The sequence below is a fragment of the Stenotrophomonas sp. GD04024 genome, from assembly GCF_029837545.1.
Classification (GTDB): domain Bacteria; phylum Pseudomonadota; class Gammaproteobacteria; order Xanthomonadales; family Xanthomonadaceae; genus Stenotrophomonas; species Stenotrophomonas forensis.
Genome location: NZ_JAOEDV010000067.1, coordinates 1 through 24,570 on the forward strand (window position 1 = coordinate 1; position 24,570 = coordinate 24,570).

The following is a 24,570-nucleotide window of genomic DNA, read 5'->3' on the forward strand; positions in this document are numbered from 1 at the left end:
CAGCCGCCAGCGGCTGGGCCGGGCCCCGGAGGGGGTTCACGGCGTCCCCCGCGAACCCACCCCGCCCGTCCTCTGACAATTTCCGAGTGCGTCCGCCACGGAAAAGAAAAAAGAAGGTCAAAAGCAAAGCCGGTTGGCTGGCCGCCTTTTGTAGAGCCGAGCCCACGCTCGGCTGCATTTCGATCAGATATCGAATAATCGATTCCGTTGCAGATTCACCCACGCATGGCGTGGATACCGTGTCGACCAAGGTCGACACCTACCAGCAGCGGGGAACTGTCAGAGGCGGGGCGGTGTGGGCAGGCAGGACCGTTGGCGCCATGGATGGCGCCATCGAGCCCCCATGGACGGGTTTACGGCGTGTCCTGCCTGCCTACACCGCCCCGCCTCCCTCAGTAAGTATGCTGTTGCTGTTGCTTTGGCTCTGGCCCTTGCCTCTGCGGGTGCCGGGTGCAACCCGGCCGAACCCCTTCCTCAGGGCCAGGCTGGCGGCGCGGCCGCCCAGGCCTGCTGCACCTCGGCCAGCGACGCACGCTCATCCTCGCGCCAGTGCGGCAGCAACTGCGCAAACTGGGCCGTGCTGCTCCACTGCGACGGCTCGGTCCGCACCGCCGCCGCATACCACTGCACCGCCTCCTGCTTCTGCCCCGACCGCCACAGCGCCAACGCATAGGTCGGCGGCACCCAGCTGGGCTTCGTGCGCGCATTGCCCGCCGAGGCCAGCCACTGTTCCAGCGCCGCCTCCGGCTTGCCCTGGCGAAGCAGGTCCCAGCCGTAGTTCCAACGCACGCTGCGGCCGCTGCTGCTCTGGGCCGGCGCCTCTTTCATGGCCTCGCCATACAACTGCTCGGCCAGCTCGCCACGGCCCTGTGCACCGGCCACCATCGCCAGCTGCACCGTGGCTTCAATGGCACGCCTGCCACGTTCACGCAGCTTCAGCAGCTGGGCGACCAGCTCATCGCCCTCGCCCTGCACCGCCACCATCGGCGCGGCGGCCGGATCGCTGTCGAAGTAGAACTCCTGGGGGGCCGGCAACGCCGGTGCCGCCCACGCTGTGGCCGCTCCCGAGGCCAGCAGCACGCTGGCCAGGATCTTTCCTGGAACTGACATCCCTTCTCCCCAGGCTGCAACCGCAGCCTCCCTCTCTCTGCCCGATCCTAACCCCAGCAGCGGCGCGGGCGCGAGTGCCGGGGGCATTACGGGCGCGCTGCTACAATCCGCGCCTTTCCCGCCGCGTGCCCGCACGCGGCCGGTGCCAGCCGATCCTACCGGGCCAGCCATGACCAGTACCGCGCAACTCACTTCGCCCTCTTCCGCCGACCTGATCGACCGTGACTACACGCTCGACCACAAGTACACCCGCAACGAGGGGCGGATCTACCTGAGTGGCGTGCAGGCACTGGTGCGGTTGCCGCTGATGCAGCGCCTGCGCGATGCCGCCGAAGGCATCGACAGCGCGGGCTTCGTCAGCGGCTACCGTGGCAGCCCGCTGGGGGGCTTCGACCTGGAACTGTGGCGCGCGCGCAAGCACCTGGAAGCGGCCAGGGTGAAGTTCACCCCCGGCCTCAACGAGGATCTGGGCGCCACCATGGTCTGGGGCACCCAGCAGACCAACCTGTTCCCCGGCGCCAACGTGCAGGGCGTGTTCGGCATGTGGTACGGCAAGGGCCCGGGCGTGGACCGCTGCGGCGACGTGTTCAAGCACGCCAACGCCGCCGGCACCTCGCGTTACGGCGGCGTGCTGGCGCTGGCGGCCGATGACCATGCCTGCCGCAGTTCGACCCTGCCGCATGGCAGCGAGGACGAGTTCGTCAGTGCGATGATGCCGGTGCTGAATCCGGCCGGCGTGCAGGACATCCTCGACATGGGCCTGCTCGGTTGGGCGATGAGCCGCTATACCGGCCGCTGGGTCGGCTTCAAGACCATTGCCGAAACGGTGGAATCGTCGGCCTCGGTCGAGGTCGATCCGCTGGCCCGCCGCATCGTGTTGCCCGAAGACTTCGACATGCCCGGCGGCGGCCTCAACATCCGCTGGCCGGACCCGCCGCTGGACCAGGAAATGCGCCTGCACCGCTATGCGGTGAAAGCGGCGCAGGCCTTTGCCCGCGCCAACGGCATCGACAAGGTGGTGATGGATGCACCGCGCGCGCGACTGGGCATCGTCACTACCGGCAAAAGCTATCTGGACGTGCTGCAGGCGCTGGAATACCTGGGCCTGGACGAAGCAGCATGCGCCGACATCGGCATCCGCGTGTACAAGGTCGGCATGACCTGGCCGCTGGAACCGGAGGGCATCGCCCGCTTCGCGCAGGGCCTGGAAGACATCATCGTGGTGGAGGAGAAGCGGGCCTTCATCGAGCGCCAGATGAAGGAACAGTTCTTCAACTGGCCGGCCAGCTGGGGCCAGCGCCCGTCCATCGTCGGCAAGTACGACGAGAGCGGTGAATGGATCCTGCCGTCCACCGGCGAACTGACCCCGGCCACCATCGCCGGCGTGATCGGCCGCCGCATCCAGAAGTTCTTCAACAACGACTCGATCGAGCAGCGCCTGCAGTGGATGCAGGAGAAGGAAGCCGAGCTTGCGCTGCCGCGCGCCAGCTTCCCGCGCGTGCCGCATTACTGCTCGGGCTGCCCGCACAACACCTCCACCCAGGTGCCGGAGGGCTCGCGCGCGCTGGCCGGCATCGGTTGCCATTACATGGTGACCTGGATGGACCGCAGCACCGACACCTTCACCCACATGGGCGGTGAAGGCGTGACCTGGGCCGGGCAGGCGCCGTTCACCGATACGCCGCACGTGTTCCAGAACCTGGGCGACGGCACCTATTTCCACAGCGGTTCGCTGGCGATCCGCCAGGCGGTCGCGGCCGGCGTCAACATCACCTACAAGATCCTCTACAACGATGCGGTGGCGATGACCGGCGGCCAGCCGGTGGACGGCCCCCTGAGCGTGCCGGACATCGCAAGGCAGATGCGCGCCGAAGGCATCCACACCATCGTGGTGCTGTCGGACAACATCGGCAAGTGGACCGGCCAGCGCGAGCACTTCCCCAGCGATGTCGAGTTCCATGACCGCAGCGAACTGGATGCCGTGCAGAAGCGCCTGCGCGAAGTGAAGGGTGTTTCGATCCTGATCTATGAGCAGACCTGCGCCACCGAGAAGCGCCGCCGCCGCAAGCGCGGCAAGCTGGAAGACCCGCAGAAGCGGGTGATGATCAATTCGCTGGTCTGCGAAGGCTGCGGCGACTGTGGCAAGAAGAGTTTCTGCGTGTCGGTGCTGCCGAAGGAAACCGAGTTCGGGCGCAAGCGCGAGATCGACCAGTCCAACTGCAACAAGGACTATTCGTGCGTGAACGGCTTCTGCCCGAGCTTCGTCACCGTGCACGGTGGCCAGCCGCGCAAGGGCAGCAAGCGCGATGCCTCCACGCTGCTGGACAACCTGCCGGCACCGGTGGTGCGCGGTACGCTGGAACAGCCCTGGAACATCCTGATCACCGGCGTCGGCGGTACCGGCGTGGTGACCATCGGCGCCCTGCTGGGCATGGCCGGCCACCTGGAAGGCAAGGGCGCGACCGTGCTCGACCAGACCGGCCTGGCGCAGAAGGGTGGCGCGGTGACCACGCACATCCGCATCGCACGCCGCCCGGACGACATCCACGCCGTGCGCATCGCCGCCGGTGAGGCCGACCTGGTGCTGGGCTGCGACATGGTGGTGGTGAACGACTACTGGGCGCTGTCGAAGGTGCGCGCCGGCCGTTCGCAGGTGGTGCTGAACACCTACGAGGCAATGCCGGGTACCTTCACCACCCGCCCGGACATGCAGTTCCCCGCCGCCGACATCGTCGCCGGTGTGCGCGTGGCGCTGGGTGGCCAGGAGCCGCTGTTGCTCGATGCCACCCAGCTGGCCACCGCGCTGCTGGGCGATGCCATCGCCGCCAACCTGTTCATCCTCGGCTATGCCTGGCAGCAGGGACTGGTGCCGCTGTCGTTCGACTCGCTGATGCGTGCCATCGAACTCAACGGTGCGGCCGTGGCGATGAACCAGCAGGCCTTCGCCTGGGGCCGCCTGGCCGTGGTCGACCCGCAGGCCGTGCAGCAGGCGGCCGGCCTGGTGCGCAACCGCCACACCGATACCGAATCCACCCCGGGCCCGCTGCATCCGCTGCCGCCGGGCGAATGGGAGGGCAACGAATGGGGCGCCACCGCCGCACCGCGCAACACCGGCGACGAGCGCGAACTGCGGGGCCTGCCCTCGCACGGTGGCGATGTGGCGTTCCTGCCGCTGGACGACGCGCGCCTGTCGCGCTCGCTGGATGAAATGATCGAGCGCCGCGCCGCGTTCCTGGTCGAGTACCAGGACGCAGCCTACGCCAACCGCTATCGCGATCTGGTGTCGCGCGTGCGCGCCGCCGAAGCCGAGCGCATCGGCGGCTCAACCGCGCTGACCGAGACCGTCGCCCGTTACCTGTTCAAGCTGATGGCATACAAGGACGAGTACGAAGTGGCGCGCCTGTACACCAGCGGCGACTTCCAGCGCCGCCTGCAGCAGCAGTTCGAGGGCGACTACCAGCTGCGCTTCCACCTGGCGCCGCCGCTGTTCGCCAGGAAGGACGAGCAGGGCCGGCTGCTGAAGAAGGAATACGGGCCGTGGATGTTCAAGGCGTTCGGCCTGCTGGCGAAGCTGAAATTCCTGCGTGGCGGCCGCTTCGATGTGTTCGGGCGCACTGAAGAGCGCCGCATGGAGCGCAAGCTGATCGGTGACTACGAGGCGACCGTGCAGGTGCTGCTGGACGGCCTGGAAGACGGCCGCCTGGCCCTGGCGGTGGAGATTGCCAGCATTCCCGAGCACATCCGCGGCTATGGCCACGTCAAGGAAGCGCACTTCGCGCAGGCCAAGGCGCGTGAGGCTGCCCTGCTGGCGCAGTGGCGCAATCCGAAGGCGCTGCACATCGTGCAGGTGGCTTGAAGGCCGCAGAACCGGTAGTGCCGGCCGCTGGCCGGCATCCCTCCAGGCAATCGGTTGCCGGCCAGCGGCCGGCACTACCCGCGATTCACCCCAGCCGCCACAGCAGCAGGCGGTTGTTGGCCGGCATCGCCACATCGCCCAGTCGGGTGAACCCGTTGTCGGCGGCCAGCGCCTGCACCGCTTCGCTATCGCGGATGCCGCTGCGCGGATCACGCGCCTTCAGCCAGGCATCGAACTGCGCATTGCTGTCACTGGTGTAGCGGCCGCTGTAGTTGAACGGGCCGTACACCGCCAGCAGCGCGCCATGGCGCAGCACCGGTGGCAGCGCGGCGAACAGCGCCTGCACGCGCTCCCAGCCCATGATGTGCAGCGTGTTGGCGCTGAATGCGGCGTCGAATGTGCTGCCCTGCGGCAGGCTGAGGCCGGGTGCCGGCGGAAGTTCCACCTGCAGCGCCAGCGGCGGCAACAGGTTCAGCAAGGCCGCTTCGGCGCGCCATGCCTCGATGCCAGGCAGGTGGTCGGGATGATCACTGGGTTGCCAGCGCAGCCACGGCCAGCGCTCGGCAAAGAACGCGGCGTGCTGGCCGGTGCCGCTGCCGATTTCCAGCAGCCGGTGGCGGTCGCCCATCCACGGGTCGAGTGCGGTGGCGATCGGTTCGCGGTTGCGCTCGCAGGCTTCTGAATACGGCTTGCTCGACATCAGGACGGCGTCCAGGCGGGGTCGGCTCCATTGTGCACGAGGGGGGATTACTGAGCAGGGCTGCGCCCTGCACCTGCTCAGAGCCAGAGCCGGAGCAACAGCAAAGGCAGAATCGGGCTTCCTGTGGGATGGCGGGATAGGTCCGGTTGCGGGGGACGCCGTAAACCCGTCCTTGGGGGCTTGGCCGCGGCATCCATGCCGCGGACACCCCCGCAACCGGACCCACCCCGCCTTCGACAGTTTCCGGAGATCTGTCAGATCTCATTCGATTCATTTCGATATCTGACAGATGTGTCGACCAAGGTCGACACCTACCAACAGCACAGGGAATCTGTCAGAGGCGGGGCGGTGTCGGAGTGCGGGGTGTCAGCCGCATGGATGCGGCTGCCAAGCCTACACGGACGTACTTGCGGCGTCCCCGCAGTCCGACACCGCCCCGCCACCCCTCGGAATGCCCGCTTTTGACGTTGACGTTGATTCGGCGGGTGCAGGGCTGCAAGCCCTGCCGAAACCCTCCCCAACCATGACTGCAGTCACTTGCCCGGACGTGCTGCGCTGGCGAAAGTCGAGGGGTTGACGTGATCGGCTCGGCCTGTTGCCAACCGCACGCAAGCGAGAGAGAGAAACGCTGTGCAACGACGTGAGTTCCTGGCTGTTTCCGGTCTGGGCCTGGCCGGCCTGCTGCTGCCGCATTCCCGTGCCATCGCTGCCGAGCAGCTGCTGGCCCCGGTCGATACCGCCCAGCGCCGGCGCCTGGCCGAGGTCGCCCTGGCCACCGCGCGCAACGCCAAGGCCAGCTACTGCGACGTCCGCATCGGCCGTTACCTCAACCAGTCGGTCATCACCCGCGAGCACCAGGTCGGCAATGTGACCAACCGCGAGTCGTCCGGCGTGGGCGTGCGGGTGATCGTCAACGGTGCCTGGGGCTTTGCCGCCACCCATCAGCAGACCGAGGCGGCGGTGCGCGCGGCGGTCGAGCAGGCCGCTGCGATTGCCCGTGCCAACGCCAGCATCCAGACCCGTCCGGTGCAGCTGGCACCGACGCCGTCGGTGGGTGAGGTGCGCTGGCAGACGCCGATCCGCCGCAATGCCATGCAAGTGCCGATCCAGGACAAGGTGGAGCTGCTGCTGGCGCTCAACGCCGCCGCGCTGAATGCGGGTGCCGACTACATCAATTCCACGTTGTTCCTGGTCAACGAACAGAAGTACTTCGCCTCCAGCGATGGCTCGTTCATCGACCAGGACATCCATCGCATCTGGCTGCCGTTCACCGCCACCGCCATCGACAAGGCCAGCGGCAAATTCCGCACCCGCGCCGGCCTGTCCTCGCCGATGGGCATGGGCTACGAGTTCCTCGATGGCGATGCGCGCGGCAAGGTCCAGCTGCCCGGTGGCATCACCGCCTACCGCGATTCCTACGATCCGGTCGAGGACGCCATCGCCGCTGCCCGCCATGCGCGCGAGAAGCTGAAGGCACCCTCGGTGAAGCCCGGCAAGTACGACCTGGTGCTGGACCCGTCCAACCTGTTCCTGACCATCCACGAGAACGTCGGCCACCCGCTGGAGCTGGACCGCGTGCTCGGCTACGAAGCCAACTACGCCGGCACCAGCTTCGCCACGCTGGACAAGCGCGATGCCGGCTTCCGCTGGGGCAGCGACATCGTCACCTTCTTCGCCGACAAGACCCAGCCGGGCAGCCTCGGCGCGGTCGGCTATGACGACGAAGGGGTGAAGACCCAGCGCTGGGACCTGGTGCGCGACGGCATCCTGGTCGATTACCAGGCCACCCGCGATGAAGCTCATATCCTCGGCCGCGACGCATCGCACGGCTGCAGCTATGCCGATTCCTGGGCCAGCGTGCAGTTCCAGCGCATGGCCAATGTCTCGCTGGCGCCGGGCAAGCAGCCGCTCAGCGTCGAGGACATGATCAAGGACGTGGAGAACGGCATCTGGATCCACGGCCGCGGTTCGTATTCGATCGACCAGCAGCGCTACAACGCGCAGTTCGGCGGCCAGCTGTACTACCAGATCAAGGACGGAAAGATCGCCGGCATGGTCGAGGACGCGGCTTACCAGATCCGCACGCCGGAGTTCTGGAACGCCTGCACCGCCATCTGCGATGAACGCGATTTCCGCCTGGGTGGTTCGTTCTTCGATGGCAAGGGCCAGCCCGGCCAGGTCTCGGCGGTTTCGCACGGTTCGTCCACCACCCGCTTCAACGGCATCAACATCATCAACACCGCGCGCAGTCTCGGCGCTTGAGCCACCCATCCTTCGACATGGAGAGCAGCCTTGCAAAGACGTGACTTCCTGGCCCTGACCGGGCTTACCGCGGGCGGGCTGATCGTGCCCTCCTTCTTCGGCAAGGTGATCGCCGCCGAGCAGCTGCAGTCCAGCCTCGACCCGGCGTTGAAGAAACGCCTGGCCGACGCCGCCCTGCAGGCCGCGCGCAGTGCCGGTGCCACCTACTGCGACGTGCGCATCGGCCGCTACCTGCGCCAGTTCGTGATCACCCGCGAGGACAAGGTGCAGAACGTGGTGAACACCGAGTCCACCGGCGTGGGCATCCGCGTGATCGTCAACGGTGCCTGGGGCTTCGCAGCCACCAATGCGCTGGGCACCGCCGACGTGGCCAGGGCCGCGCAGCAGGCGGCAGCGATCGCCAAGGCCAATGCCGGCGTGCAGACCGCACCGGTGCAGCTGGCCAAGGCGCCGGGCGTGGGCGAGGTGAGCTGGCGCACGCCGATCCGCAAGAACGCCATGGAGGTGCCGATCAAGGACAAGGTCGACCTGCTGCTGGATGTCAACGCCGCCGCGATGGGCGCCGGTGCCAGCTTCGTCAATTCGATGCTGTTCCTGGTCAACGAGCAGAAGTACTTCGCCTCCACCGATGGCTCCTACATCGACCAGGACGTGCATCGCATCTGGGCACCGATGACGATCACCGCGATCGACAAGGCCAGCGGCAAGTTCCGTACCCGTGAGGGCCTGTCCTCGCCGATGGGCCTGGGCTACGAGTACCTCGATGGCGCCGCCGCCGGCAAGGTGGTCAGCCCGAACGGCGTGGTCAACTACAGCACCTCCTATGACATGAAGGAGGACGCCATCGCCGCCGCCAAACAGGCGCAGGAGAAGCTGAAGGCACCGTCGGTGAAGCCGGGCAAGTACGACCTGGTGCTCGACCCGTCGCACACCTGGCTGACCATCCACGAGTCGATCGGCCACCCGCTGGAACTGGACCGCGTGCTCGGCTACGAAGCCAACTATGCCGGCACCAGCTTCGCCACCCTGGACAAGCGCGAACAGCACTTCCAGTACGGCAGCGAGCACGTCAACATCTTCGCCGACAAGACCCAGCCGGGCAGCCTCGGCGCGGTGGCGTACGACGACGAAGGCGTGAAGTGCAAGCGCTGGGACCTGATCAGCAACGGCAAGCTGGTGGACTACCAGACCATCCGCGACCAGGCCCACATCCTCGGCAAGACCGAGTCCGACGGCTGCTGCTATGCCGACTCGTGGTCCAGCGTGCAGTTCCAGCGCATGGCCAACGTGTCGATGGCGCCGGGCAAGCAGCCTCTGAGCGTGCCGGACCTGATCAAGGACGTGGAGAACGGCATCTACATCATCGGTGACGGCTCGTTCTCGATCGATCAGCAGCGCTACAACGCGCAGTTCGGCGGCCAGCTGTTCTACGAGATCAAGAACGGCCAGATCACCCGCATGCTGGAAGACGTGGCCTACCAGATCCGCACGCCGGAATTCTGGAATGCCTGCACCGCCGTGGCCGACGAGCGCGACTACCGCCTGGGCGGTTCGTTCTTCGACGGCAAGGGCCAGCCGGGCCAGGTCTCGGCGGTCTCGCACGGTTCGTCGACCGCGCGCTTCAACGGCATCAACGTCATCAACACCGCACGCAGCCTCGGCTGACCGGTCAGGAGCCCTTACACCATGAGTATCTTCACCGAAGCCCAGGCCAAGGCCATCCTCGACAAGGTCATCGCCCTGTCCAAGGCCGATGAGTGCACCGCCGTGCTGGCCGGCGCGATCAGCGGCAACATCCGTTTCGCGCTGAACAATGTGTCCACCAGCGGCATCGTCGACAACACCGAACTGGCGGTCACCGTTGCCTTCGGCAAGCGCGTCGGCACCGCCTCGATCAACGAGTTCGACGATGCCGCACTGGAACGGGTGGTGCGCCGTGCCGAAGACCTGGCGCGCCTGGCCCCGGAGAACCCGGAGTTCATGCCGGCCATCGGCAAGCAGAGCTACCGCGCCAGCCCGACCTTCAGCGAATCCACTGCCGCGATCGATCCGGCGTTCCGTGCCAAGGTTGCCGCCGATTCGATCGCGCCGTGCCGCGGGCATGGCCTGATTGCCGCCGGCTTCCTCGAGGATGGCCAGGGCTTCCAGGCCACCGCCAACAGCAACGGCAATTTCGCCTACCAGCGCACCACCAGCTTCGACTACACCTGCACGGTGCGCACCGAAGATGGCCGTGGTTCGGGCTGGGTCGGCCGCAACCTGAAGGACGCAGCGGACTTCAAGGCCGACCAGGACATCCGCATCGCCATGCGCAAGGCTACCGAATCGGCCGAAGCCAAGGCGCTGGAGCCGGGCAAGTACACGGTGATCCTGGAACCGGCTGCGGCCGCGGGCCTGATCAGCTTCATGATGAACTTCTTCAGCGCCCGCTCGGCCGATGAAGGCCGCAGCTTCCTGTCGAAGAAGGGTGGTGGCAACAAGCTGGGCGAGCAGGTCTACGACCCGCGCGTGACCATGATCGCCGACCCATGGCATCCGGATGCACCGGTGCTGCCGTGGGACGGCGAAGGCATGCCACGCGAGCGCATGGCGATCATCGAGAACGGCAGGATCGCCAACCTGGACTACTCGCGCTTCTGGGCCCAGAAGCAGGGCAAGACCGCCAAGGCCACCCCGGGCAACCTGCTGATGAGCGGTGGCGACAAGAGCACCGCCGAACTGGTGCGTGGCACCCAGAAGGGCATCCTGGTCACCCGCACCTGGTACATCCGCATGGTCGATCCGCAGACCGTGCTGCTGACCGGCCTGACCCGAGACGGTACCTTCTACATCGAGAACGGCCAGATCAAGCACCCGGTGAAGAACTTCCGCTTCAACGAGTCGCCGGTGATCATGCTCAACAACATCGAAGAGCTGGGCAAGCCGGTGCGCGTGGCCGGTGATGAATCCAGCTACGTGATGATGATCCCGCCGATGAAGCTGCGCGATTTCACCTTCACCTCGCTGTCCGACGCGGTCTGATGGATCGTCGGGCCTGCCTGCGCTGGTTGGCCACTGCCGCTTCGGCGGCGGTGCTGCCGGCCTGGGCGCAGGCAGGCCCGCGCAGTTCGCGCTACGACTTCTGGTTCACCCGCCTGCAGTACGACTCTGGTGACTGGGACGTGGACGCGCGCATGCCGTCCAACCTGATCACCTCGCTGATCGACTACACCTCGCTGCGCGTGGACCCGCAGGAGCACGTGGTGGCACTGGCCGACCCGCGCATGCTGGAAGCGCCGTTCTGCTACCTGGCCGGGCACACGCTGGTCGAGTTCAACGCCGCCGAGCGGCAGAACTTCGTGCGCTACGTGCGCAATGGCGGCTTCGTGTTCGTCGACGACTGCAACCACGACATTGATGGCCTGTTCGCCACCTCGTTCGAGGCGCAGATGGGCCGCCTGTTCGGGCCGAAGGCATTGCAGAAGCTGCCCAACAACCACGCGCTGTACCGCAGTTTCTTCCGCTTCCCGGACGGCCCGCCCGCCACCAGCTTCGAGCTCAACGGCTGGGGCGACGACCTGGTGCACGACTACCTGAAGGGCATCGAGGTCGATGGCCGCCTGGGCCTGCTCTACAGCAACAAGGACTACGGTTGCGAGTGGGACTACGACTGGCGCAACAAGCGTTTCCTGGCCGAAGACAACACCCGCTTCGGCGTCAACATCGTGATGTACGCGCTGAACAACTGACAGGACCTGCACGCCCATGACCACCCCCGACCTCGATTCCCTGCTGCCGCGCCTGGATGCGCTGCGCGGCGCCCTGGCCCGTGCCGTGGTCGGCCAGCACAGCGTGGTCGAACAGCTGCTGATCGGCCTGCTGGCCGGCGGCCATTGCCTGCTGGAAGGTGCGCCAGGCCTCGGCAAGACCCTGCTGGTGCGCTCGCTGGGGCAGGCACTGGAACTGCAGTTCCGGCGCGTGCAGTTCACGCCCGACCTGATGCCCAGCGACATCCTCGGCACCGAACTGCTGGAAGAAGACCACGGCACCGGCCATCGCCATTTCCGCTTCCAGCAGGGCCCGATCTTCACGAACCTGCTGCTGGCCGACGAACTCAACCGCACCCCGCCCAAGACCCAGGCCGCGCTGCTGGAGGCAATGCAGGAACGCACGGTCAGCTACGCCGGCACCACCTACGCATTGCCTGCGCCGTTCTTCGTGCTGGCCACGCAGAACCCGATCGAGCAGGCCGGCACCTACCCGCTGCCGGAAGCGCAGCTGGACCGCTTCCTGCTGCACGTGCTGGTGGATTACCCCAGCGAGGACGAGGAACGCCAGATCCTGGAGCAGACCACCGGCGGCGCCACCGACGCAGTACCCAAGGTGATGGACGCCGAGGCGGTGATCGCTTTGCAGGCCGCTGTGCGCCAGGTGCATGTCAGCCCCGACGTGCTGGCCTGGATCACCCGCCTGGTGCGCGCCAGCCGGCCCGGCGATGGCGCGCCGGCGGCGATCAACCAGTGGGTGAAATGGGGTGCCGGCCCGCGTGCCGGGCAGTCGCTGGTGCTCGCGGCGAAAGCACGCGCCCTGCTGCAGGGCCGCTTCGCTGCCACCCGCGAGGATGTGCAGGCGCTGGCCGCACCGGTGATGCGCCACCGCCTGCTGCTGTCGTTCGCCGCCGAGGCCGAGCAGAAGCGTGCCGACGACGTGGTCGCCGCCCTGCTGCAGGCCGTGCCGTTCCCGGGTTGATCCAGGCGTGAGTGCAGGCATGCCGCTGACGTTGCCACCGGAACTGCGTGCGCGCCTGCGCATGCTGCGCCTGCGGCCACGCCTGGCCAGTGGTGCCAGCGGCATCGGCCAGCATGCCAGCCGCAGCCGCGGCGCCGGCCTGGAATTCGCGCAGTACCGTGCCTACGAGCCGGGTGACGAGCTGCGCCAGATCGATTGGAAGCTGTACGCGCGTTCGGATCGCTTCTTCGTGCGCGAATCGGAACGCGAAAGCCCGATCACGGCCTGGCTGCTGCTCGATGCCACCGCCTCGGCCAGCCAGGCCGATCGCGCAGCACCGCAGCGCACGCGCCTGGACCATATGCGCGGCGTGGCCGCCTGCCTGGTCGAACTGGCCCTGCAGCAGGGTGACCGCTTTGGCCTGCTGGTGATCAATGGCGATGGGCTTCAACTGGTGCCTGCCGCCAGCGGTGCGCGACAGCGCGACCGGGTACATCTGCAGCTGCATGCGCTGCAGGCGCGCGGCAGCTGGCCCGCCGCCGATCGCCTGCGCCCCCTGTGGGAGCGCGTGCGCCCGGGCGACCTGCTGCTGGCGATCGGCGATGGTTTCGATGAGGCGGGCATCGTCCTGCTGGAACAGCTGGCCAGCGCGCGCCGCGAGGTGGGGCTGCTGCAGATCCTGACGGCCGACGAGCGGGATTTCCCGTTTGATGCCGGCCATCGTTTCCGCGATCCCGAAACCGGCGACGAACTGCTGGGCGACGGCGCGGCGATCCGCGCCGACTACCTGCAGCGCTTTGCCGCTGCACGCACCGCCTTGCAGGCGCGGCTGCAGGCCAGCGGCATCGCCAGCGCCACCGGCTGGCTCGATCAGCCCCTGGACCAACCACTGCAGGCGCTGTTTGGCCGTGGGGGCGGTGCATGACCCTGCTGTTCCCATTGGGCCTGGCCGCGCTCGCTGCCTGGCTGCTGCCGCTGCTGATCCACCTCGCCCGGCGCCATCCGTATACGCCGCTGGATTTCGCTGCGCTGCGCTGGTTGCGCGCACAGATCCGGCCGCGCCAGCGCATCCGCTTTGATGATTGGCCGCTGCTGCTGGTGCGCCTGCTGTTGCTGGCCGCGCTGGCCCTGTTGCTGGCGCGGCCAGCGTTGACCGGCCCTGCCCGGCTCCCCGCGGCGTGGACGGTCGTGGCACCGGGGTTGGACGCGACCGCACTGCGCGGCACCGCCGAAGAGGGCAACTGGCACTGGCTGGCACCCGGCTTCCCCGCCATCGATCATGCGCCACCGGTATCCAGCGCATCGCTGCCCAGCCTGTTGCGTGAACTGGACGCACAGCTGCCCGCGGGCACCGCGTTGACCGTGCACGTTCCCGATCCCTTGCCTGGCCTGGATGGCGCCCGCCTGCAGCTGTCGGGCGACGTGCAATGGCACACGCAGCCGATGCCGGTCACACCGCCGCAGACGGCAGTGGCACTGCCTCGACTACGCGTGCACGGCGAGGCATCCGCCACTGCCCAGCACTGGTTGAACGCACTGCAGCGCGCGTGGGGCGTGCAGGCACTGCCCTCGCCCTTGGCGGAGGATGTTGTGCCCGAACGCGGCGAGATTGGCGTGTGGAGCCGCAACGATGCACTGCCGGCGAACTGGCAGGCGTGGCTGCGCGACGGCGGTCTTGTCATGCGTGCCGGCAAGCCTGCTGCCGGCGCCCGCATCCTGTTGCGCGACGCCGAGGGCGTACCGCTGCTATGGCAGCAACGCATCGGCCAAGGCCAACTGCTGTCGTTGCCCGGCGACTGGAATGCCGCCAGCAACGCTGCGCTGCGCGATCCGCAGTTGCCACGTGCCCTGCTGCTGGCGCTGCAGCCGCCCACGGCTCCGCGGCTGGGCGATGCACGTGACCAGGCGCCGCACCGGGCCGCATTGCCTGCTGTAACACCACCGCCGCGTGAGCCGACGCCTTGGCTGTTGCTGGCCATCGTGCTGCTGTTCGCGCTGGAACGCTGGATGGCCAGCAGTGCCCAACGCAGGGTGGCCGCATGAACACCCTGCAGCACGCCTGGCAACGCGCGCGCCGCCGCCGTGCGCTCATCACCCTGCTGCTGGGCCTGCCGTGGGCGCTGGCCGCAACGGTACTGGCGCTGCGCCTGGCCGGCTTCGATGTCGCCTGCGTGGTCGGCACGGTCGGCCTTCTCGCCTGCGCGGCCTTCGCCACCACACGTGCCCGCCAGCTGGACCGGCAATGGCTGCAGCGCCAGCTCGATGGCAGCGGTGCCAGCGAGGACAGCGCTGACCTGCTGTTCGCCGAGGCCACCAGGCTCAATCCGCTGCAGCAGCGCCAACGCTCGCACGTGCTGGCCACGCTGGAGCGCAGCATGCCGGAGCTGCGACCGCGCTGGCCGCGCAGAGCATTGGCACTGTGCTGGATCGCGGGCCTGGCCATCGCGCTGCTGGCACTGGGTTGGCCGCGCACGAACGCCCGCCCCGCGGCCGTTGCGCCTGCAGCGCAAGGCAGCACGGCTGCCGCAGGCCCGCTGCACCTGCAGTCCACCCGCCTGCGCATCGACGCGCCGGCCTATACTGGCCAGGCCACGCTTACCCAGAACGCGCTGGATGCCAAGGTGGCCGCCGACAGTCGGCTGTCGTGGTCGTTGCGCTTCGACCGTGCGCCGGACAAGGCCTGGCTGCAGTTCCACGATGGCCGACGCCTGCCGCTGAGCGCGCAGGACGGACAATGGCAGGCCCACGATGTGGCGCGCGCGCCGGCGCTGTACCGCGTGGTGAGCGAACCGGCGCTGGCCGAAACCCGTCTGTATCGGCTGGACGTGGTCGCCGACCGTGCACCCAGCGTGCGCGTGCTGGAACCGGCCGCCAGCCTGGTGCTGGGCACGCCCGGGCAGCGCCAGTGGGCGCTGCGCTTCGAGGCCAGCGACGACTATGGCGTGGCCGCGCAGGCAACGCTGTCGATCACCACCACCCAGGGCAGCGGCGAGAACATCACCTTCGTGAGGCGCAGCGTCGGCCTCACCGGCAGCGGCGAACCGACTGCACGCCGCTTCGCGCATACGCTCAACCTCGCCGCGCTGGGCGCGCAACCCGGCAACGATGTGATCGCCCAGCTGGAAGTGCGCGACAACCATGCGCCCACGCCGCAGACCGGGCGCAGCAGCAGCGTGATCCTGCGCCTGCCCAGCGCCGAGGTGGCACTCGGTGCCGAACTGGAAGGCCGCATCAAGAAGACACTGCCGGCCTACTTCCGCAGCCAGCGGCAGATCATCATCGATGCCGAAGCCTTGATCCGGCAGCGCCGCAGCCTGGCTGCCGAAGACTTCGTGAAGCGCAGCGATGCGATCGGTGTCGACCAGCGCATCCTGCGCCTGCGTTACGGCCAGTTCCTGGGCGAGGAAAGCGAGGGTGCGCCGAAGCCGCCGCCGACCAGCGACCTGCCCACCAGCGATACGCCCGCCGCAGACGACCACGATCACGACCATGGTGCCGAGGCCGGAGCGCACGATGAACATGGCCACGATCACGGCGGCAAGTCTGCCAACGCCGATACGCCACCGGTGTTCGGCAGCGCCACCGATGTGCTCTCCGAGTATGGGCATACCCACGACCATGCCGAAGCGGCCACCCTGCTCGACCCGCAGACCCGCGCCACGCTGAAGGCGGCGCTTGACCAGATGTGGTCGGCCGAAGGCGAACTGCGCCAGGGCCGACCGGAGCAGGCATTACCCTTCGCCTACAAGGCATTGGGCTTCATCAAGCAGGTGCAGCAGGCCGAGCGCATCTACCTGGCCCGGGTCGGACCGGAGCTGCCACCGATCGATGAAGGCCGCCGCCTCGGCGGTGACCGTGCCGGGCTGGCCAGTCGTGAACTGCCGCTGGCCGCCCGCACCCCGCCCGATCCGGCCATCGTCGAAGCCTGGCAGCGTCTCGGCCACGACACCGGCGCGCCGGACCTGGATGCGCTCGCGACCTGGCAGCAGCGCAACGCGGCCTACCTGCCCGATGCACTCGATCTGGCTGCGGCCATCGAGCAGCTGCGCATCGAGCCCGGTTGCCACGACTGTCGCCAGCGCCTGCGTGCACAGTTGTGGCGGGCGCTGCAGCGTCCGCCGCCGCAGGCGATGCGGCGCAGTGCCGCCGATGCGATGGGGCAGCGTTACCTTGATGCGCTGGAGGCGCAGCCATGAACGCCTCCGCTGTGAACCTGTGGATTGCACTGGCACTCGCCCTGATCGTGGTCATCGCCAGCGTGCGCCAGCTGCGTGGAAACACCGCGCACCCTGGCCGCCGGTGGATCGTGATCGCACTGCAGATCTTCGTCGCCGCGCTGCTGTATTTCTGCCTGGTGCCGCCCACCCGCCAGCAACCCGCAGGCGAGCTGGTCGTGCTCGGAACCGATGCCGGCAAGGCCGGCGCGCTCCCGGCCAGCGAAGGCCCGCTGTTGCTGTTGCCCGAAGCTGCCGACGTGGCCGGCGCACAGCGCGTTCCCGACCTGGCCACCGCGCTGCGCCAGCATCCGGCGTCCACACTGACACTGGTCGGTGCAGGTCTGGCCGCACGTGATCGCGATGCGTTGTTGCCGCCGGATGTACGTTGGCAGGCGGCACCGGAGCCGCGTGGCTGGATCGCGCTGCAACCACCGGCCGATGTCGCTCCCGGTGCTCGTTTTGACGTCCAGGCACAGGCGCGTGGCGTGGCCAAAGCGAAAGCAGAGCTGCTCGACCCCGCCGACAGCGTGGTTGATCGCACGGACGTTGCCGAGGATGGGCGCGTGAAGCTCAGCGGCATCGCCCGCGCCGAAGGCCGCAGCGTGTTCCAGCTGCGCCTGCTCGATGCCGAAGGCCATGTGGTGGACAGCGCGCCGGTGCCGCAGCAGACCCTGCCGGCCGCCCCCATAAGGCTGCCGGTGCGTGCCAGTGCGCCGGGCCCGGAGTTGAAGTACCTGCGCCGCTGGGCCGCCGATGCCGGCATCCGCGTGCAGGTGCAGGCCGATACCGGCGCCGGGCTCAGCGTGGGTGATGGCGCGGTTTCGCTCGATGCTGCAACACTGGCACGCAGCGACCTGCTGCTGCTGGACGAACGCAGCCTGGCAGCGTTGAGTGCAGGCCAGCTGGCCACCGTGCGCCAGGCGCTGCGCGAGGGACTCGGCGTGCTGGTGCGCAGTGCAGGCGCGCCTTCGGCCAGCGCGCGCCAGCGACTGCACGATCTGGGCCTGCCGGTGCAGGGCGATGGCAGCAGCCGCCTCCTTGAACTTCCCGGCGATGGCGAAAGCACGATCCTCGCCGCACGACGCGGCCCGCTCGCCGCCGGCACGTTGCCGACCGGCTACGGTGAGGAGGCCGACCGCCGTTCGCACAGTGCCTCCCTACCCGCGCTGGAAGTCCTGGCGCTGCAGGTGCCGGGCAGCAGCGCGCTTCTGCAGGATCGTGCTGGCACCGCCATCGGCGGCTGGCGCGCGGCTGGCAAGGGCCGCATCGGCCTGCTGCCGATGACCGACAGCTGGCGCTGGGTGCTGGCCGGGCGCGACGACCGCCACGGCGAACTGTGGAGCAGCGTGGTGGCCACGCTGGCGCGTGCACAGGGCAGCGCTGATGCGCTCTGGTCACCGCAGCCGATCAGCTGGGCAGGCGAACGGCAGACGCTGTGCGGCGTGCAGGCGCCGCTGCAGGTCTTCAACGAAGGTGGCGACGGAGTACCGCTGGTCGTCGATGGCGCGACCTCGACCCTGCGCTGCGCCGGCTGGTGGCCACGTGACGCAGGCTGGCAGCGCCTGCAGCACGGTGACAGCATCGTCTGGCGCTATGTGTTCGACCCAAGGGCCGCGACCGCGCTGCATCGTCAGGCAATGATCGATGCGACTACTCAGGCGTTGGTCTCCAGCACGCCGGCGAACGCATCAGTGATGCAACCCGTGCCAGGATCGCGCTGGCCGTGGTGGCTGGCGTTCGTGCTGTGCGCCTCGCTGCTGTGGTGGCTGGAACGGCGGCGCTGAATCCAGCGATGGGATCGCAGACAGCATCCACGCATGGCGTGGATCTACTGGCCCCCCCCCTTCATCCCTCTTTCAGCGCTTGCCGGCGCGCCGGTACACACCATTGAAACGCACGTTCATGCCACCGCACTCGCTGTTGTCGGACACGATCAGTACGTCCCCCAGTGAATGCACGTGCACCCTGCAGGTGTCCTCGGCAAATTCCACATCCGCACCGCGAGGGATCGCGCGCGCTTCCACCTGGCCCAGGTTCGGCCCATACGGGCGCTGTTCCGGCGTGGGGTTGGCCGAGGGCCAGTAGGCATCGCCTTCCACCTGCAGCTGCCCACCCTGCACCGAAATGCGCAGGCCATTGTCGCCATCCTTCCAGTGACCCGCCCAGTCCTGCAGCGAGGGGGTCGCCACCGGCAGCGGCTGCAGCGTGCTGCGCTCCACCCAGCCCGCACTGCCGCCCACTCTGTTCGGGAAGAGCGCGCAGCGGTAGCGGCCGAGGTCGCGCCCGGTCACCACGACATCGCCGTTCACTACGTAGCTGCGCTGCCGGCAGGCAGGCTCGCCCTTGGCCGGGCAGCCGTCCATGTCACCGAGCAGGTACAGGCGTTGCGTGCCCACCACCCGCGCCAGTGCGAACCGGCTCTGTTCGGAGGGGAATGCGCCGTTGCGGCAGGCACCGTCACCGGCGATGCCGGCAGCGAAGGCAGGGATCGGCAGCACGGCGGCCAGCAGGACGAACGAACGCAGCAACATGGCAACGCCCCCACGGAGAAGGCCGAAGGATATACCGTCGCTACTTCACCGGAGGCGCGTCGCCAGCATTCTGTTCCTGGGAGAACAGCAGCGCGCGCCGCTGCTGCTCCGCACTGAGTTCCGGCGGTGGCCGCGCCACGGCGGCCTGGATCTGCGAAGGTCCACCCGTGAGCTTGTTCACGCCCTTGGCCGCCGCCATCACGCCCTTGACCACACCCATCATGATGTAGCCGCCACTCATGCTGACCTGCTCCGGCGACGGCGGCTCGCTCCAGTCGCGGCTGAAGCGGTTGTCACCGAACTTCACCGGGTTCTTGAAGCGGTACAGGTCCAGCGGCTGGTCGTCTTCGGGCTTGAGCGCCCGCACTTCGCCGAGGGTGGTGACGTTGTCCTGCGGCGGGGTGGTGGACACCGGCGCGGTGGTTGCCGCCGCAGTATCTGCGGGGGCAGCGGGCGCGGGATCGGGCACCGGCACGGCCTGCTGCGCGTGCGCGCGCGCAAGCCCAACCAGCAACAGGCCAGCCAGCAGTGCGCCCTGCGATCCACGTCCTGCCACCGCCATCACCCCTGTTGGTTGCGTCCTGTGAACAAGGATACGGATGCGGGCTTCAGATTTCGTTGGCGTCGGCAGGGGCATTCAGGGTGGGTCACGCCTGGCCGATGCGCGACCAGGGCCGCCGAAGTTTGCAACGAACTTCATTCCCCCCGCGGGGCGGGGCCTGCATCCTGTGCTGTTCCCGCTACGGCAACCCCCATGTCAGCTCCCTCCACCCTCCTACCGCCGCACCCGTTCGCCTGCTGATGTCGCGCGCAGCAGTGCTGTTTGGCGTGGCAATCCTGCTGGCGATGGTCGTGGCGGCCATTGCCGAATGGACGGCACGCGTGTGCAGCAGGCTGCGTGCGCTGCGCAGGGCCCGCGTGCTACGCACACTGAACGCTGACGAGCACGCCGCTCTGGCGCCCCTGCGCGCAATGACCGGCATCGCCCACGACGATCAGGTTCGATTGCTGCGCGGCGCGTTCATAGGGGGCGCTTACCGCCCCAGGCACCCGTTCAACGATGGCATGCTGGGTGGCATTCCCGTGCTGTTTCCGTCCGCTGCACGCGACCACATGGCCGCCTGGAACGAAGCGGAGGTGGTGCTTGCCGACCGTTGGGCGGTCATTGTCCGCCTCAACGGCGTGCAGATCGCCGCCCGATCACGCTCACGGCGCGTCCGGCACTGAACGGTTCACGCCCTTCGCGCGCGATGTCTCACATCCTGAGACGTGAATGTGGTGCCATGTGACCCCTCGTAAACCGTCCCGGCTCCACTTTCCATGGCCTACGAACTCGCCAAGCGCACCGCCGACGCCGAGCAGAAGCTCGCTACCCGCGACGGCCTGCCCGCCCGCGACGGTGCTCTGCTCAGTGCGCGCCTGCAGCGCCGCTACCAGGACCGCATCACCGGCAGCTTCGCCATTCCCGGCCGCGAAGGCCGCTACGCGCCTATTCCCGATGCGGTACCGCCCGCCCTGGCCGCGGCACTGAAGGCACGCGGCATCGAGCAGCTGTACAGCCACCAGGCCGAGGCCTGGGAAGCCAGCCAGCGCGGCGAGCACGTGGCCATCGTCACCCCCACCGCCAGCGGCAAGTCGCTGTGCTACACCCTGCCGGTGGTCAGCGCGGCGATGCAGGACAAGGCCAAGGCGCTGTACCTGTTCCCGACCAAGGCACTGGCCCAGGACCAGGTGGCCGAGCTGCTGGAGCTCAACCGCGCCGGCGATCTGGGGGTGAAAGCCTTCACCTTCGACGGCGACACCCCCGGCGACGCGCGCCAGGCTATCCGCCTGCACGGCGACATCGTGGTCTCCAACCCGGACATGCTGCACCAGGCGATCCTGCCGCACCACACCAAGTGGGCGCAGTTCTTCGAGAACCTGCGTTACATCGTCATCGACGAAGTGCATACCTACCGCGGCGTGTTCGGCAGCCACGTCACCAACGTGCTGCGCCGGCTCAAGCGCATCTGCGCGTTCTACGGCGTGCAACCGCAGTTCATCCTGTGCTCGGCCACCATCGGCAATCCGCAGGCGCATGCCGAGGCCCTCATCGAGGCGCCGGTCACCGCCATCACCGAGTCCGGCGCGCCCAGCGGGCCCAAGCAGGTGCTGCTGTGGAACCCACCGGTGATCAACCCAGACCTGGGCCTGCGTGCCTCGGCGCGTTCGCAGAGCAACCGCATCGCGCGCATCGCGATCAAGTCCGGGCTGAAGACCCTGGTGTTCGCGCAGACGCGGCTGATGGTCGAGGTGCTGACCAAGTACCTGAAGGACATCTTCGACCACGATCCGCGCAAGCCACCGCGCATCCGCGCGTATCGGGGTGGCTACCTGCCCACCGAACGCCGCGAGACCGAGCGTGCGATGCGCGCCGGCAACATCGACGGCATCGTCAGCACCTCGGCGCTGGAGCTGGGCGTGGATATTGGCAGCCTGGACGTGGTGATCCTCAACGGCTACCCCGGCAGCGTGGCGGCCACCTGGCAGCGCTTCGGCCGCGCCGGCCGTCGCCAGCAGCCCGCTCTGGGCGTGATGGTGGCCAGCTCGCAACCGCTGGACCAGTACGTGGTGCGGCATCCGGATTTCTTCGCCGAGGCCTCGCCCGAACACGCGCGCATCGCCCCGGACCAGCCGCTGATCCTGTTCGACCACATCCGCTGCGCGGCGTTCGAGCTGCCGTTCCGGGTCGGCGATGGCTTCGGCCCGATCGACCCGGAAGTGTTCCTGGAAGCGCTGGCCGAAACCGAGGTGATCCACCGCGAAGGCGAGCGCTGGGAATGGATCGCCGACAGCTACCCGGCCAACGCGGTCAGCCTGCGCGCGGTGGCCGATGGCAACTTCGTGGTGGTCGACCGCAGCGATGGCCGCCAGCAGATCATCGCCGAGGTCGATTATTCGGCCGCCGCGCTTACGCTGTACGAAGGTGCCATCCACATGGTGCAGTCCACCCCGTACCAGGTGGAAACGCTGGACTGGGAGGGGCGCAAGGCCTACGTCACCCGCACCCACGTGGACTACTACACCGACAGCATCGACTTCACCAAGCTCAAGGTGCTGGACCGCTTCGATGGCGGTATGGCCGGACGGGGTGATTCGCACCACGGCGAAGTGCACGTGGTGCGCCGCGTGGCCGGTTACAAGAAGATCCGCTACTACACGCACGAGAACATCGGCTACGGCCCGGTGAACCTGCCCGACCAGGAGCTGCATACCACCGCGGTGTGGTGGCAGCTGCCGCAGGCGCTGCTGCTGCGCGCGTTTGCCAGCAAGCAGGATGCGCTGGATGGCTTCCTTGGCGCGGCCTACGCGCTGCACATCGTCGCCACCGTGGCGGTGATGGCCGATGCGCGCGACCTGCAGAAGTCGGTCGGCAACGGCGATGGTTCCTGGTTCGCGATCGCCGACCAGAGCGGCCGTGGCCAGCTGCGTGGCAGCGAGGGCGACCCTGGCGTTGTCGAGCTGCTGCAGGAGTTCGTGCCCACTGTTTACCTGTACGACAACTTCCCCGGTGGCGTCGGCCTCAGCGAGCCGCTGTGGCAGCGCCAGGCCGAGCTGGTACAGCGCGCGCGCGAACTGGTGCAACGCTGCGACTGCAAGGCCGGCTGCCCGGCCTGTGTCGGCCCGGTGCTGGCCGCGCAGGAAGAGGATGAGACCTCGCCGCGTGCGCTGGCGTTGCGCGTGCTGGATCTGTTCGATGCTGAAGCCTGCCAGCACGTGCCCGACGTGGTGGTGACCGCCCGCGACCCGATGGAGCTGCTGGCCCCGTGAGCCTGAGCCTGGACAAGCTGCGCCTGCTGCGGAAGCAGGCCGGCGACCCGAAGGCGAGCACGCCGGCCGTGCCCGGGCCACCGCCTGCGGCACCGGCCCCGGTGGCCGCCAACGATGCACGGCAACCGCGTGCCGAGCGCTCGGTGTTCGCCTGGGTCGAACAGGAAATCCGCCACAAGCCGACCGGCGCGGCGGCGCCGGTTGCGCCCCCCGCACCGCTGCGTCGGCCCGAGGTGGGCAGCCTGCATCGCCTGCTCGGCCTGCGCACACGCAGCGGTTCCGCACCAGCGCGAGCCAGTGCGCAGGATCGCCAGCTGCCCGGAGAGGAAATCGCGCCGGGCCTGTTCCTGATCGAGTCGCTGCAGGCGCAGCCGATTCCGGCACAGCCGCTGTCGCTGGATTTCGCCCGCCGCGAAGGCGAACACGTATCCCCGCGTGACCTGCTGTTCTTCGATACCGAAACCACCGGCCTGGCCGGCGGCACCGGCACCCGCGCCTTCATGATCGGGGCCGCCGACTGGCATGTGTGCCCGCAACGCGGCGAAGGCCTGCGCATCCGCCAGCTGCTGATGGCGACGATGGCCGCCGAGGACGCGATGCTGGCCACCTTCGCCAGCTGGCTGCAGCCGTCCACCGTGTTCTGCAGCTACAACGGCCGCAGCTACGACGCGCCGTTGCTGAAGGCGCGCTACCGGCTGGCACGCCAGCGTTGCCCGATCAGCGCGCTGGACCATGTCGATCTGCTCTATCCCACGCGCCGCCGCTATCGTGGGACGTGGGAGAACTGCAAGCTGTCCACCATCGAACGCCAGCTGCTGCGTGTGGTGCGCGAAGACGACCTGCCCGGCTCGGAAGCCCCGGGCGCATGGCTGCGTTTCCTGCGCGGTGGCGATGCAGTCAACCTGCGCCGGGTGGCCGACCACAACCATCAGGACGTGGTGACCCTGGCCCTGCTGCTGCAGCGGCTGGTGCGCGAAGAACAGCGCGAGCGCGAGACGTTGGCATTGGTCGGGCAGTAGCGTGAAACCCCGTTGACATGCCCTGACGGGGAGGGCGGTGACACTGGCGCCACCATCCACGCGTGGAGCCCGACAATGCGCCTCAGCCCCCTTGCCCTGCTTGCCATCCTGCCGCTGGCCGCCTGCAGCCACGCCGGCAGCAGCACCACCCACGATGCCGCGCCAGCGCCAGTGGCCGACGCCGCGCATGAATGCAGGCCGGAGGCGCTCGAGGCCTTCACCGGCAAGACCGCCGACGAGGCCACCCTCAAGAAACTGGTGGCCGACAGCGGCGCGCGCAACGCGCGGGTGGTCAAGCCGGGCATGGCGGTGACCATGGACTTCCGCCAGGACCGCGTGACCGTGCAGGTGGACGGTC

The 24,570-nt window shown here is 68.3% G+C and carries 19 protein-coding genes; 14 read left to right on the top strand and 5 right to left on the bottom strand.

Features of this window, described 5'->3' with window-relative positions; genetic code table 11:
- The coding region (locus N7590_RS17180; RefSeq protein ID WP_279935751.1) for a hypothetical protein at window positions 1-250 on the bottom strand (250 nt) is incomplete at its 3' end.
- 224 nt (window positions 251-474) lie between these two features.
- Complete coding sequence (locus N7590_RS17185; RefSeq protein WP_164242972.1) at window positions 475-1,110, bottom strand: tetratricopeptide repeat protein; 636 nt, start codon at window positions 1,108-1,110, stop codon at window positions 475-477.
- 169 nt (window positions 1,111-1,279) lie between these two features.
- Between N7590_RS17185 and N7590_RS17190 the strand changes: the two genes are divergently transcribed.
- Complete coding sequence (locus N7590_RS17190; protein ID WP_053448438.1) at window positions 1,280-4,966, top strand: indolepyruvate ferredoxin oxidoreductase family protein; 3,687 nt, start codon at window positions 1,280-1,282, stop codon at window positions 4,964-4,966.
- 85 nt (window positions 4,967-5,051) lie between these two features.
- On the opposite strand, the gene N7590_RS17195 is transcribed toward N7590_RS17190, so the two are convergent.
- Window positions 5,052-5,666 carry a DUF938 domain-containing protein gene (locus tag N7590_RS17195; protein WP_164242973.1) on the bottom strand — a complete coding sequence of 205 codons (615 nt, stop codon included), beginning with the start codon at window positions 5,664-5,666 and terminating at the stop codon, window positions 5,052-5,054.
- Window positions 5,667-6,296: 630 nt separating this feature from the next.
- Here N7590_RS17195 and N7590_RS17200 point away from each other — a divergent pair.
- Genes N7590_RS17200 through N7590_RS17240 form a run of 9 tightly spaced genes read left to right on the top strand, consistent with a single transcriptional unit; the run spans window position 6,297 to window position 18,636 of the window.
- Window positions 6,297-7,928, top strand: a complete 1,632-nt coding sequence (locus N7590_RS17200) for a TldD/PmbA family protein (protein ID WP_164241541.1) — start codon at window positions 6,297-6,299, stop codon at window positions 7,926-7,928.
- Between the two features lie 30 nt (window positions 7,929-7,958).
- On the top strand, window positions 7,959-9,593 hold the full coding sequence (locus N7590_RS17205; RefSeq protein ID WP_053448435.1) for a TldD/PmbA family protein: 1,635 nt from the start codon (window positions 7,959-7,961) through the stop codon (window positions 9,591-9,593).
- A 21-nt stretch (window positions 9,594-9,614) separates the two neighbouring features.
- Complete coding sequence (locus N7590_RS17210; RefSeq protein WP_164241540.1) at window positions 9,615-10,949, top strand: TldD/PmbA family protein; 1,335 nt, start codon at window positions 9,615-9,617, stop codon at window positions 10,947-10,949.
- Window positions 10,949-11,656, top strand: a complete 708-nt coding sequence (locus N7590_RS17215; RefSeq protein ID WP_164241539.1) for a DUF4159 domain-containing protein — start codon at window positions 10,949-10,951, stop codon at window positions 11,654-11,656. Before N7590_RS17210 ends, N7590_RS17215 begins: the two co-directional genes overlap by 1 nt.
- A gap of 16 nt (window positions 11,657-11,672) precedes the next feature.
- Window positions 11,673-12,656, top strand: a complete 984-nt coding sequence (locus N7590_RS17220; protein ID WP_053509479.1) for a MoxR family ATPase — start codon at window positions 11,673-11,675, stop codon at window positions 12,654-12,656.
- Between the two features lie 7 nt (window positions 12,657-12,663).
- Complete coding sequence (locus N7590_RS17225; protein WP_164241538.1) at window positions 12,664-13,560, top strand: DUF58 domain-containing protein; 897 nt, start codon at window positions 12,664-12,666, stop codon at window positions 13,558-13,560.
- Window positions 13,557-14,678 carry a BatA domain-containing protein gene (locus N7590_RS17230; RefSeq protein WP_279935752.1) on the top strand — a complete coding sequence of 374 codons (1,122 nt, stop codon included), beginning with the start codon at window positions 13,557-13,559 and terminating at the stop codon, window positions 14,676-14,678. Before N7590_RS17225 ends, N7590_RS17230 begins: the two co-directional genes overlap by 4 nt.
- The gene (locus N7590_RS17235; protein WP_164241536.1) at window positions 14,675-16,831 is read left to right on the top strand and encodes a DUF4175 domain-containing protein; all 2,157 of its coding nucleotides are present in this window, start codon (window positions 14,675-14,677) and stop codon (window positions 16,829-16,831) included. The genes N7590_RS17230 and N7590_RS17235 overlap by 4 nt, the downstream gene beginning before the upstream one ends.
- The gene (locus tag N7590_RS17240) at window positions 16,828-18,636 is read left to right on the top strand and encodes a hypothetical protein (RefSeq protein WP_164241535.1); all 1,809 of its coding nucleotides are present in this window, start codon (window positions 16,828-16,830) and stop codon (window positions 18,634-18,636) included. Before N7590_RS17235 ends, N7590_RS17240 begins: the two co-directional genes overlap by 4 nt.
- A gap of 72 nt (window positions 18,637-18,708) precedes the next feature.
- Here N7590_RS17240 and N7590_RS17245 read toward each other — a convergent pair whose 3' ends face one another.
- Both N7590_RS17245 and N7590_RS17250 read right to left on the bottom strand, forming a co-directional pair.
- On the bottom strand, window positions 18,709-19,383 hold the full coding sequence (locus tag N7590_RS17245) for a hypothetical protein (RefSeq protein WP_164241534.1): 675 nt from the start codon (window positions 19,381-19,383) through the stop codon (window positions 18,709-18,711).
- A gap of 40 nt (window positions 19,384-19,423) precedes the next feature.
- Window positions 19,424-19,945, bottom strand: coding sequence for a hypothetical protein (locus tag N7590_RS17250; RefSeq protein ID WP_164241533.1), 522 nt, complete (start codon window positions 19,943-19,945; stop codon window positions 19,424-19,426).
- 266 nt (window positions 19,946-20,211) lie between these two features.
- Here N7590_RS17250 and N7590_RS17255 point away from each other — a divergent pair, with 266 nt between their 5' ends.
- From N7590_RS17255 to N7590_RS17270, 4 genes are all read left to right on the top strand, one after another.
- A complete protein-coding gene (locus N7590_RS17255) occupies window positions 20,212-20,610 on the top strand; it encodes a hypothetical protein (RefSeq protein ID WP_164241532.1) in 399 nt (132 codons plus the stop codon).
- A gap of 93 nt (window positions 20,611-20,703) precedes the next feature.
- The gene (locus tag N7590_RS17260) at window positions 20,704-23,193 is read left to right on the top strand and encodes a DEAD/DEAH box helicase (protein ID WP_164241531.1); all 2,490 of its coding nucleotides are present in this window, start codon (window positions 20,704-20,706) and stop codon (window positions 23,191-23,193) included.
- Window positions 23,190-24,212, top strand: a complete 1,023-nt coding sequence (locus N7590_RS17265; protein WP_279935753.1) for a ribonuclease H-like domain-containing protein — start codon at window positions 23,190-23,192, stop codon at window positions 24,210-24,212. Before N7590_RS17260 ends, N7590_RS17265 begins: the two co-directional genes overlap by 4 nt.
- A gap of 75 nt (window positions 24,213-24,287) precedes the next feature.
- Window positions 24,288-24,570: I78 family peptidase inhibitor (locus tag N7590_RS17270; RefSeq protein WP_279935754.1), on the top strand; the 283-nt coding region annotated here is incomplete at its 3' end.